The organism is Spongiivirga citrea (assembly GCF_010671565.1).
GTDB lineage: Bacteria > Bacteroidota > Bacteroidia > Flavobacteriales > Flavobacteriaceae > Spongiivirga > Spongiivirga citrea.
Genome location: NZ_JAABOQ010000002.1, coordinates 417,491 through 428,581, shown reverse-complemented (window position 1 = coordinate 428,581; position 11,091 = coordinate 417,491). Strand labels below are relative to the sequence as shown.

Below are 11,091 nucleotides of genomic sequence, written 5' to 3'. Positions count from 1 at the left end.
GCTTTGAAATTTGAAGCTAGATTATTTTAGTTTTTTGTTAATTAAGTAGTTTCCTTGTCATGTTTCTACCGACTAAAACCAAAGAGGTAAAATCATCTAGGGATATGCTGTAACATTTTTCAATTTTCAGCTACATATTTATAGATAGCTATTTGTTTACATTCAGCATATAGCTATATTTAACAAAATTAATCTGTATTATAAAACTAACGTACCAATGGCTGACGATTTTGACTTACTAGAAACTGATTCATCTTCTGCAAAACAAGATAAAGTTGACGTGAACTGGGGCAAAGCAATAGACCAAATGAAGTCTAAGCTTTCGCAAGAACAGGACCCCGAAACACGCCAAAAAATATTAAATGCTACGCTTGACAATGTAGTAGATATGGCTGAAAAAGATCGTTCTACATTAATAGATGCAATCAAAGATTTAACGGATTATCAGGATGAAGTTGGAATTATTTTTGAAAAATTCTCTAGCCTAAATGCTGATGAGCAAAAAGTTATTGATAATGCCCAAAAACGACTTGAAAAGGCTAAAGCTGAATTAGCCGAAGCTGAAGCGGTTAAAGATAATTGGTGGAATAACCTATGGGGACGAAAAAGCAAGATTAAAAAGCGCGAAGAAGAGCTGAAAATTGCTGAAAAAGCACGTGCTGATGCAGATATTACGGCAAAGCAAATGTTTCAGCAGCGCATTGAAAGTGCGGATGTTCAAACCTTGTTAAGCGAGCTTTCTTATAAGAGTCAAGCGGCGGTTACTCGTTTGAAAAATCGTGAAGTGGAAATTAAAGAGGTTGAAGAAAACCTTAAGGACGCTATCGTTGAGGCAAGTAAGAATCACACCAAAGCTTTAGAGAAAAAGAAAGAAGTTGAAGACAAACTTGAAGAGCAATATGCGTTATTAAAACAGGCACGTCAAGAATTAGATGAAATTGCTGATAAGCAATCAACAGAATATTCTGAGGCGATTGGAAAAGTAACCACTTTAGAGCAGAAAGTAGAGGAGCTAGAAGGTCTTAAAAACGCTTACACAACTTTAGCAGCTAGTAAGGATAGTTTTGTTCATAAACACAATCTTACTATTAAGGTATTAACCTCATTGAGAAGCAATTTGCAAACACATCGTGCAAAACTAAAAAGTGATACCGATGAGCGTTTAAAATATTACGATGGTTATGTAATTGCATTAAAAGCACGAACTGATCAAGAATTTGCTGCCATCTTAGAACATCTTGGTGTAAAAACTGACGAGCATATTGGCGAAACACTTGCTGCAATGCATACAGCTAGCGCAAAAGCACGTCAGGATATGATGGAAAACATTCCTGTTCACGAAAAAATGATGAAGGGTATTTATAGCAGTTATGCTGAATCACTTCAAGAAATTAGAACAAAAGATATCGACATTCAAAAGAACTTTGCCGATCGTTATGGCATCGACATGAAAGAAATATTCGAAGAGTATTATGCTGTCGATCCTACAGCGCCATCTGATGGTGGTGGTAATGATGACGGGGGAGACGATTCTGCACCCGCACCAAAACCGGAAGAAGACGATCTTTTAGGATAATTTCATAAATACATGTCCGGTCGAGCGTAGTAGAGGCCTATCAACTGCGCTCTGTTTGGGCAATTTCAACTCAATTTGTTCAACTTAAAACCTCGTTTAAGCATCTCTTCATGTCCTTAAATCACATTACTACAGCCTTAGATGCTGCATCTTTAGAAAGTAAGGAGCAATATGTTTTTTACCATAAGATGGTGGACTTTGTTTTAAAAGAAACCATTGCTGCGGTTAGTAGTAATCATTTGTGTACGGAGCAAGAAGCTACTTTTTTAAAACAGTTTTGCGATGTGCTTTTGTACTCTATTGATGCCATGCGCATTAAATATATGTATGATGAGGAAGATGCAATGAAAATTGACCTTACAGAAAGTGGTTTTCCTAATTATCTAGAGTTTAGGTATCTATATAACGATCTTGCCTTAAAAGAGAATTATACTGAAAAATTGAAGGGTGTTGACGAATTAAAGGAAGCGTTTTTAGATCGACTGTTAAGAGAGAAAAAACACGTTCGCCCAAGTCAATTGTATCAAGCAGCGTCGATCGTGTATTATACTAAAGTCCAGCAACGATATATTTTTAACCGATTTGTACAAGGGAAGATAGTACCATCTCAGGTAAAACAAGATCCTGGAATGATCGTTAGCTGGAGTTTTTATGATGTATCCCTAAATCGACCCTTCGTTTGTTTCATGTATTTTGATGTTGACAAAAAGAATAAGGATGGACTTAAAGAAGAGATCTATGAGGTGCTCTCTAACTCTGCTGACAGAAAAATGAGCTTAGATACCATGGCGTATGCGATTGATAAGAAGTTACCAAAAGTATATCCTTATAAATTAAAACGAATTGATCTTGGCCCGCTACACAATGTTTTTGCAAAGGATGTACATGAGATTACGCACACCGTATTACAAGGACTAATTGATAAAACAATTCCACTTGAATCATATGCGCTTAGTTTGACTATTGATGAAATAGAATCAGAAGATATTTTTCAAGAAGGTGGATTTTTCAAAAAACAAACCATACAGCGCTGGGGAGATGTAAACTCAAAAAAGTACTTACTTGCCCCACATCGGGTCATACAATTATTATATGCTGAAGTTCCTGAACTCATAGACAAGCTTGAAAAAGCCCCGATTCATTTAACGGAATTTCCAAAACTCAACTAAACACTAATTAATGGAACACAACACCACTTTTCCTATAAAACAGTCCGAATTAGATGTACTTCGTGATGAAGCCTCCTCTTACATTAAAAGTGTACAGTGGGAGCAAGGCAGTCGTGCACGCAATAAGGAAAAAGATAAAAAAGAAGATAATATATTGCTCTATTTATCTAGAGCCAAAGGGAATGGCGCGAGTGATGTGACATCCGTTTCTAAAACCATATTGGCTTTAAAAAAGCGATTGTTGGCAGATTCTGTTGCAATTCCGTTAAAGTTAAACGAGACTTTATATCAACTACAAGAGGGCATAGGGATTGGTATTTGGATAAAAGACAACTATTACGATTCCTCAGGATTATCCGGATTAGTTGAGCGGAAATCTTCATTAGACAATGCTGGTCGAAGAGAATATGAATCGAAAATGCAGACATCGACGGCTTTTATGTTGTTTTCAATGTCCTACTATATTATTGATAGGTTACATGGTTCTGCATCCGATGACCTGGCTATTATAAAAAATAAGTTTGCTGGTATACCAGAAGTTTCTTTGACTTCGCCTTTAAAAGGAATTTCCTGTGCTTTGTATTACTATGACAAGTATTTGAGTCATCCAGAAATGATTACTTCAGAGAAGGATGTGGTCGATTTCACAATGGTTTATTTTGAAGCGCTAATTGATGAAATTCAACTTCGAAAAGGTTCTTTGGAATACACAGAGACCATAACAGATAGAACTTACAAACTTGAAAAAAGCGAATTTGCCATTTCTGGTTGGGAGAATGTTTTTATTGGTGCGGCAAGCAGTGTCGAGTTCAACCGAGTGAAGTTTGAAGATATTGTGGGTAACCGAGATGCGAAGCATTTTGCGCGCCGATTGACAGAACGTATGCTTAGTTATGACTTTACAGCTAAGAAAAATCCGTTTCAAGAACTGGGCGGATTCATGCCAGTTTTTATGGGATATGGTATTCCAGGAACGGGAAAAAGTATGCTTATCGCTGCTATCGCTACTCGATTAAAAGATTATTGTGAGCAGTTAGATATGCCATTTTTGTTTCACCCAATGCCGGATACTTTGATATCTACTTTTCAAGGAGGATCGGCTGAAAAAATGGTGGAGTGGATGAAGCCACTACAAGATCCGTCTAAAATTATTTTTGCGCCTATTGATGATGCAGAGAATAATTTACAAGAACGAACACAACAAGGCGTTTCAGCAGGTGTAAAAGAAGTAATAGGGGTGTTTTTAAGATATACGGAAGGGGCTTATGCCGTTAATTATGGTAACAGTTCTGTTGGACTTTTCACCAATTTGCCGGAGCAGTTAGATAAAGCAGTAATTTCTCGTATTCAAGGCCGATTTAAGATCGATGGAGCACAAACACCAACCGATTTCTTAGATCAAGATTATTTGTGGTGGCGAAAGTTGGATAAAACAATACCCGATTTTGTCAATATGACAAGTCCGGAATATGAATATTTAAGCAAGCAAGGTTTAGCTAAAAACATGGGCGAGATCTTGGATGCAGCGGAAAAGCCTAAGGAAGACCGAGTACTTGAAATCTATGATGAAGTAAGCGGGAAGTTTAAAACATCAGAACATCAATTCTTTGCACATTTGTACAAAGAAATTCAAAAAGTATTTCCGTTTTTCTCTTCAAGGGATGTAAGAAATATTCAGAGTGCAATTTCATTGCGATTAACCGACTTTGATTTGGAAGATGATTGGTTTGAAAATCCTGATAAATATTTCAGAAAGGATTACGAAACTAAATTCAATATGCTGCAAGAGCTTATGCGCAGTAATATGAAAGGATTAGACTTTTCTGAAATCAGAAGACAAGAAGTGGTGCGTTATCTCGACAATATGGCGACAATTGCTGATACCGATTTTAAACGAAAGGTGGAGCGTCGTCTGGGGCAACTTAATGTTGATTTAGAAGCGAGAAAGCAATTTGAAAGTGAATAATTATAAGATGAAAGCAAGGTTCTCAATACATTTTTTGCTTTTCATTACCGTTCAAATCAAAAACCACTCGAACTGACATCAGATTAAACCAAATGTCAGTTCGAGTGATTTTCTGAGGTACGAAGAAAATTGTATCGAGAACTTGTTTAACTAGCAAAAAACTTCCAATAAGTAACAAAATAGGTAAATCAGCGTCCAATAAGCAACAATGGAAAAGTTAATAGAAGCCAATTTATATCATAGTGAATTAGTCCCAATCGGGGGGGCGTTGGTTTCGCGTTATAATCAATGTCTTGTGAGGTTGGGTTTTAAGCCTACAAAGTTGAAAACCTTTCAGGTAGACGGCATTGGATGGAGTCCAGAAATAGCCGAAGAGAAAGAAGATATTGGCTATCTAAATAATGGAGATGCCAATCCGCATGCAATTATAGTTTCTCCGCAGCAACGGGGTAAGCCAGTCTATTATCCTTTTCATACGTTTGATCGCAATATTATGAAAATGGTTTTTAAAACCTATGGCGATCATATAAGCGATATTACAAGAGATGGCGCATTGTGTATTGACCTTGACCAAGATATTGATGCGTTTTATGAGCCTTTAGACATTTTAAAGTATAAGGATATCACAGTCGGATTCCGTATTCTAAATGATCTTGATCGGGCGCAAAAGGAGCAAGAAGAGCTTGTGTCAATTTTTAATGAAGACACCAACTTTATCGATGAGTCTCTACATATGAAAATTTTGGCTTCGGCTAGGAAATATGGTGACCTGAGATCGAGAAAATTACAATTAGCCCCGCTAACATATACATCGGGTTCATTTTTCACCAGAGCTTTTGGTGGTGTTTTTGTGTTACGTGATTTTATTACATCAATAGTCGTTTTCAAAGACAAGAAGGCCTATAAAAAAGCAATTAAGGATTCGTATCACGAGGTATTGATTTATCATGTAGATCAAAAAGAATTGGTTCAAAAGCTTCAGGAGCATGTTATCTTAGTATACGATTTAGAAGAGGCTATAAAGACGGACCGCTATCAACGTATTAAAAAATTCATGTTCTACGAAGTGCTCCATGAACTAGAAGAGAAGCAACATCCTGTATCAGATATTCTTAAGGATAAAATGCTTTTTAGAAGTTATTTTAACAAAATAGAAGATAAAAATAGGGCCAGGCTTGCAAGTGTTGAGCGCTATGTTGAAAAATTAGAAATTAGTAATGAACTAAAGATCGATACATTTGTAGACAAGGACTTTTTCCATGCATTACAGAAACCGCATTCCTCATTAACAGGAGAGCATCAAGATTTAATCTGGATGTTATTGGCGGAAATATCGGCTAAAGATCCGTTACATTTATATTGGTATCAAAAAGAACGTTTTTACGAGGAGTATCAGCAATGGGATAGTTCTTTTAGAGATTGGGTAATCGATATCATTAAAAGCAACATTTAAAATACAAGACCATGACCTTAGAAGTAATTATTTTTATTGCCGCAATATTAGTAGGGATCTTGTTGTATTGGCGAGAGTCTCAGGGAAACAAGCTTTATAGGTTCATCAATAAAATTGCATATTCTAAAGAATTGCAAATGAAAGACCATGACACCAAAGGTTTCATTTTCCAACAACGACTTATGTTGCGTTTGGTATACATAGTCCTGTTCTATTTAATAGTAATTGGACTGGTAACATTCGCAATTCCTTTTGGCATAGCAACAGTGCAAATATTTGCTGCTTGTGTCGTCGGTACGTTGGTTGGTACTTATTTGGCTTCTGCTTTTTTCTTTGCAGATGAAAAGATTGATGCCAATAAATCAATTGCTGTCGATTATATTGAAGAAAAAATAGAAGAAGGGAAAGAGTTTATTGAAGAATTAACCGAAGGAGAACCTGTTCAAGAAATTCCAAAAATTGAAGAAAAACCTGAGCCTGTAGAAAAGAAGAAAAGCGCAAGAGACAGATTGAAAGATAAAGGGTATCTTAAATAAATGACGAATAAGGAGTTATGAGTTCAGAGTTGTATCGAGAACCGCGATAATAAACCATAGACCAGAAAATGATCAAAAGATATTGGAATAAAGGAGCAAAGCAAAAGCTAATTACAGTGTTATTAGGATTAATACTGCTCATTGCGCTGTTCATATTACGCGATGATTACCAGCCAGGATTATTATTTGTTAGAAAGTACATTTTTATTATTCTGGTAGTTGGTTTTGTGCTATACTTTGGAATACGTTCTTTCAGAAAATCAGCTAGTACGGGTAAAAGGTTGCTCATATTAGTAGGATTATTGGCTTTTGGTGGTTTACTATACTTAGTTGGTTGGAATATGGGAATGTATCAATATATGCAGACCTACAATGTTTTCAAAAATTTAAATAGAGAAGAAATAAAGGAGTTACCCTTAACCCAAAACGAACGTATTCAACCATTGAATAATATTACCACAATGGCCTACGAATCTATTGGGGAAACGCAGGAAGTGTCGCTGCCACATTTGGTTCGTGTAGATGGCACCAACCAATGGACCATGGCGGTACAGCCGGCCCAAGAGTATATGTGGCAACGCATAAACGATAATACTGAGGAGGTTTTTTCAGTATCGAGTACATCGCCATCACCTCGTTTTGCCAAAAACAATCGTATTTCAGTGACATTTTCGATCGGGGAATCATTGGCATTTAGTAGAAACACTTACAATGCAGTGGTACAGCGATTCGGTTTTTTCAAATTGTTTAATATGGAACCTAGTGATGTGTTTTATATGAAAAACGACAATGGTGATTGGGTTCAAGTAGTGAGTTTAATTAAATGGAAAGGCTTCTTTTTTCCTTATCCTTCTTTTGGAGGAGTGATGATTATAGAATCTGGAGAACATGACTTTAACGATTATGTTGAGCGTATTTTAATAGGAAAGGGAACATATATCAAACCTTCAGAAATGGCCAATTATCCATTTTTACAAGGTCAAAACACCTTAGCTGAGAAAGTTTCACAATTACAGGCAGAGTCGCTTAAGTTTTTAGGCGGATTTTCAGATCCACTGCCTTGGAACATGGAAACTGCTGTGAAAATTCCGATTTTGGCTGACGATCAAAACCAACAACCTTTTGTAACTGACTTTGATTTTAATAGTATTGCTTCCGATTATAGTGGGCTTCATCATTGGTTTGGCTTAGAGCCAGTAGGTGAGGAGCGAACTAGTTTAAGCTTTAGTGTTTTTATTCCAGCTGATGGTCGTGATAAACTATTTTATTATGACCATGCTAAAAAGAAAGAAGGACTTGCTGGTGTATCTGCAATGCCACTAAAAGTAATTGAGTCTAAGAAAGAATTTGACTGGACAGTAAATAAACCAGTAGAGTTTAGACCCTACATCAAAGAGATAGCAGGTCGTCGGCGTATGTTTATGCTAACAACAGTCGCGGCTAAAAGAGAAGACAACAGTAAATTTGATGGATCTGCTACACCCGATCTAGCGTTGGTAGATGCAGAATATCGAGATGTTGTTTGGATCGATGCGAAACATCCATCGCAATGGGAACAGGCCTTATATGATCAATTAGGTGAGACTTGGCGAGCTTCACGAGATTTTAAGGAAGATCCAAAACCAATAGAAGTTCATTCTAATGAAATTCAAAATGATTCGATATCTTTAGTGCAACCAGTTGATAGTATTCCGGTCCAAGGGGATACAATTAACTAATAAAATAACTTCTTTATGGATCAGTCAGTAATTGATATTATCTACAATGAGTATCACCAGTTAGAACATCAAGAAGTTAAACAGACGCTCGAGACACTAGGATTAGAACACGTAATGGCGAATTCTGAAGCAAATTTGAACAATGCCATACATGCTATTCTAAAACTAGCGAAAGGGAATATGACAGAAATAAGAAGACTAACAGAATGCGCAAAAATAGACTTCAGAGATGTCATATATTGGGCTTCTTTAGAAAATAAATAACTATGAATAAATCGTCTCAAAGAGGACTCATATTTACAATTATTGGAATGTTATGTACAACAACAGGTATGTTCCTTATGATTAATCAAATGCCAGGATGGACTTATTTAACGGCTTGTATTTTAGGAGTCGTTATTGCGGCATATGGGCTAGTAGTTGTTTTGAAGAGCGCTAGAAAACCGTAGTAGTTTATCTGGTCTGGACTGGGTCAACACCCCCCCCTCAATTCGTCCTTAAAGGGGGGAAGTATTTCTTTATTTTCTAAATATTACATTTAAATGCACCCGAAATAAAATTCGAATTATTGAAACCAATTCAGGTTCATAAATCCACTACTATTATTGTCCTGGATAAAAGTTACGCTGTCTAATTTTAATATTCTTATTGCTACTCTGCACCATAATTCGAAATTTCTTAAGATCGCTATAAGTCTTGTCTTTATTTCTATAATGGTATGGATAGACAAGGGCTGGTTTAAAATCGACTACGGCACTTGCGGCTTGTTCCTCAGTCATTGTCCAAGGCATATTCATTACAATGAAAGCCACGTCAATATTCTCTAAAGCTCTCATTTCTGGAATATCTTCCGTATCTCCGCTTATATAAATCCGCTTATCTGCAAAACCAAGAACGTAGCCATTACCACGCCCTTTAGTGTGAAATGCGTTTTTCTCCTCAGGAAAATTATACATAGGTATTGCCTTTATATCAACACCAAACAGGTTAAAATCTTCGCCATTTTTTAGCACTACTAAATTGGCTTTAAACTTCTCAGGGAGTTTATTGGCGACAACTTTTGGTACCACGAAAGTAGTTTCTTTAGTGTCTAATATTTCAAGAGTTTCTAAATTGAAATGATCACCGTGAATATCGGTAATGATAATAACATCGGGTTTTTTGTAGTTTTCAAATAAGGCTTCTTCAGCACTTGGATCTACAAGTATAGTCGTTCCGTTCCAGACAAAAGCGACAGTGCCATGCCAAATAGGTTGTATGGCTATTTTTCCATTTTCGGTAGGAATACTATCCACTCGACTTAATTTTATTTTCTGCGCTTGTAGTTGAATCGAAGAAAAAAGTAATATTGTTAGACAAATTTGTCTCATGTTAGTAAAATTTAGTTGGCTAAATATACAGAAAACAGTCAATTTTTAATTCACAATGCAAGAGATTTAAAGCAAGGGTGGCTTTTTTTTTAAATCAAATCAAAGATATTTCGTAGGACTGTAAACCCTTTGATTAATAGTGTATTGTGATTCATTTAGTTTATTTTGGCCGTAATTTTGAATCTATTTTTTTAACGAGATTTAGACTGTTAAAATCCGAAAGACAATTACAAGCGTATATAGAATTGTTAGAGCAAAGCAACTGTAGAAACAAACATTTTAGTTGTAAGCTAAAAACGAAAGTAAAAATTATTAGTACTAATTTTACAAATCAACTGGAAGACTAAAAACAATTAGTAACACTTAATTAATTTAAGAAAATGGAACAGAAAACAGGAAAAACACCCGTAAAAGCTACAAATACAGAATCGGGTAATAACAATGGATTAAAAGCGATTATTGGCGTATTAGGAATTCTTTTTTTAGGAGCGGCAATCTGGGGATTCACGCTTTTTAACGAAAAGAAAGAAGTAGAAGCTACGCTTACTGAAGAGAAGCAAATGGTTATTACCGAGCTGGACGATATGGTAGCAAAGTATGACATCGCTATCAATGACAATAACATCGTTAACAAAGATCTTGAAGATGCTAGAACTAGAATTTCTACATTAATCGATTCAGTAAAAACTATGAAAGCAGATGTTGCCTCATTAAGATGGTACAGAAGAGAGCTTTCTAAATTAAAGAAAGAGCGTGACCAATTATTTGCTGAAAATGATTCATTACGTGTAATGACAAATGTGTTGACAGCTACTGTTGACAGTACAAGAACTCGTTTACAAGAGCAAACTCAATACAATGACTCATTACTAGTTCAGAATTCTGAATTGGCAATGGTAGTTGAAAAAGGAGCTTCTTTAAAAGCTGCTCGTTTAACGGGAACTGGAATAAAAGTTAGGAGTTCTGGTAAGACAAGAGACATGGAAAGAGCTAGTGGTGTAGACAAAATTAAAGTTTGCTTTACAGTGCCAGAAAACAATATTGCACAAGCTGGTGACAGACAATTATATGTGCAGGTAATCGATCCTAAAAACAATACTTTAGGTGAAAACGCTCAAGTTTCATTTGAAAATGATCTTACGCTTAACTACAGTTTAATCTCAAAATTCTACTACGACAATAAGAATTTAGATGTTTGTGAGTTTGTATCTGGTGGCGAAGATTTTGCTAAAGGTCGCTACGTAGTAAACGTATTTGACGGATCTAAACTATTGACTACCTCGTCTTTCAGTTTAAAATAATA

General features: G+C 36.0%; 10 protein-coding genes. 9 read left to right on the top strand and 1 reads right to left on the bottom strand.

What is annotated here, in order from left to right:
• Positions 1 to 217: 217 nt before the first annotated feature.
• The 8 genes from GWK10_RS05605 (at position 218) to GWK10_RS05570 (ending at position 8,867) form a co-directional block, all read left to right on the top strand.
• Complete coding sequence (locus GWK10_RS05605; RefSeq protein ID WP_164030066.1) at positions 218 to 1,576, top strand: coiled-coil domain-containing protein; 1,359 nt, start codon at positions 218 to 220, stop codon at positions 1,574 to 1,576.
• Positions 1,577 to 1,686: 110 nt separating this feature from the next.
• Positions 1,687 to 2,745: a hypothetical protein gene (locus GWK10_RS05600; protein WP_164030064.1), complete on the top strand. Its 1,059-nt coding sequence runs from the start codon at positions 1,687 to 1,689 to the stop codon at positions 2,743 to 2,745.
• 10 nt (positions 2,746 to 2,755) lie between these two features.
• Positions 2,756 to 4,711 (top strand): AAA family ATPase, encoded by a 1,956-nt coding sequence (locus tag GWK10_RS05595; protein ID WP_164030062.1) that lies wholly within the window; start codon positions 2,756 to 2,758, stop codon positions 4,709 to 4,711.
• Positions 4,712 to 4,919: 208 nt separating this feature from the next.
• Positions 4,920 to 6,164, top strand: a complete 1,245-nt coding sequence (locus tag GWK10_RS05590; RefSeq protein WP_164030060.1) for a DUF6638 family protein — start codon at positions 4,920 to 4,922, stop codon at positions 6,162 to 6,164.
• Between the two features lie 11 nt (positions 6,165 to 6,175).
• Positions 6,176 to 6,700: a hypothetical protein gene (locus GWK10_RS05585; RefSeq protein WP_164030058.1), complete on the top strand. Its 525-nt coding sequence runs from the start codon at positions 6,176 to 6,178 to the stop codon at positions 6,698 to 6,700.
• 68 nt (positions 6,701 to 6,768) lie between these two features.
• The gene (locus GWK10_RS05580) at positions 6,769 to 8,418 is read left to right on the top strand and encodes a DUF2157 domain-containing protein (protein WP_164030056.1); all 1,650 of its coding nucleotides are present in this window, start codon (positions 6,769 to 6,771) and stop codon (positions 8,416 to 8,418) included.
• A 15-nt stretch (positions 8,419 to 8,433) separates the two neighbouring features.
• On the top strand, positions 8,434 to 8,682 hold the full coding sequence (locus GWK10_RS05575) for a hypothetical protein (protein ID WP_164030054.1): 249 nt from the start codon (positions 8,434 to 8,436) through the stop codon (positions 8,680 to 8,682).
• 2 nt (positions 8,683 to 8,684) lie between these two features.
• A complete protein-coding gene (locus GWK10_RS05570) occupies positions 8,685 to 8,867 on the top strand; it encodes a hypothetical protein (RefSeq protein ID WP_164030052.1) in 183 nt (60 codons plus the stop codon).
• 153 nt (positions 8,868 to 9,020) lie between these two features.
• Here the strand turns inward: GWK10_RS05570 and GWK10_RS05565 are convergent, their stop codons facing one another.
• On the bottom strand, positions 9,021 to 9,788 hold the full coding sequence (locus GWK10_RS05565; RefSeq protein WP_164030050.1) for an MBL fold metallo-hydrolase: 768 nt from the start codon (positions 9,786 to 9,788) through the stop codon (positions 9,021 to 9,023).
• A 380-nt stretch (positions 9,789 to 10,168) separates the two neighbouring features.
• On the opposite strand from GWK10_RS05565, the gene GWK10_RS05560 reads away from it, so the two are divergent.
• A complete protein-coding gene (locus tag GWK10_RS05560) occupies positions 10,169 to 11,089 on the top strand; it encodes a chromosome partitioning protein ParA (protein WP_164030048.1) in 921 nt (306 codons plus the stop codon).
• Positions 11,090 to 11,091: the final 2 nt, after the last annotated feature.

Excerpts from the sequence above, each read along its gene's own strand:
- GWK10_RS05590 (WP_164030060.1), top strand. The coding sequence starts at position 4,920 with ATGGAAAAGTTAATAGAAGCCAATTTATATCATAGTGAATTAGTCCCA.
- GWK10_RS05605 (WP_164030066.1), top strand. The coding sequence starts at position 218 with ATGGCTGACGATTTTGACTTACTAGAAACTGATTCATCTTCTGCAAAA.
- GWK10_RS05570 (WP_164030052.1), top strand. The coding sequence starts at position 8,685 with ATGAATAAATCGTCTCAAAGAGGACTCATATTTACAATTATTGGAATG.
- GWK10_RS05565 (WP_164030050.1), bottom strand. The coding sequence starts at position 9,788 with ATGAGACAAATTTGTCTAACAATATTACTTTTTTCTTCGATTCAACTA.
- GWK10_RS05560 (WP_164030048.1), top strand. The coding sequence starts at position 10,169 with ATGGAACAGAAAACAGGAAAAACACCCGTAAAAGCTACAAATACAGAA.
- GWK10_RS05600 (WP_164030064.1), top strand. The coding sequence starts at position 1,687 with ATGTCCTTAAATCACATTACTACAGCCTTAGATGCTGCATCTTTAGAA.
- GWK10_RS05575 (WP_164030054.1), top strand. The coding sequence starts at position 8,434 with ATGGATCAGTCAGTAATTGATATTATCTACAATGAGTATCACCAGTTA.
- GWK10_RS05580 (WP_164030056.1), top strand. The coding sequence starts at position 6,769 with ATGATCAAAAGATATTGGAATAAAGGAGCAAAGCAAAAGCTAATTACA.
- GWK10_RS05595 (WP_164030062.1), top strand. The coding sequence starts at position 2,756 with ATGGAACACAACACCACTTTTCCTATAAAACAGTCCGAATTAGATGTA.
- GWK10_RS05585 (WP_164030058.1), top strand. The coding sequence starts at position 6,176 with ATGACCTTAGAAGTAATTATTTTTATTGCCGCAATATTAGTAGGGATC.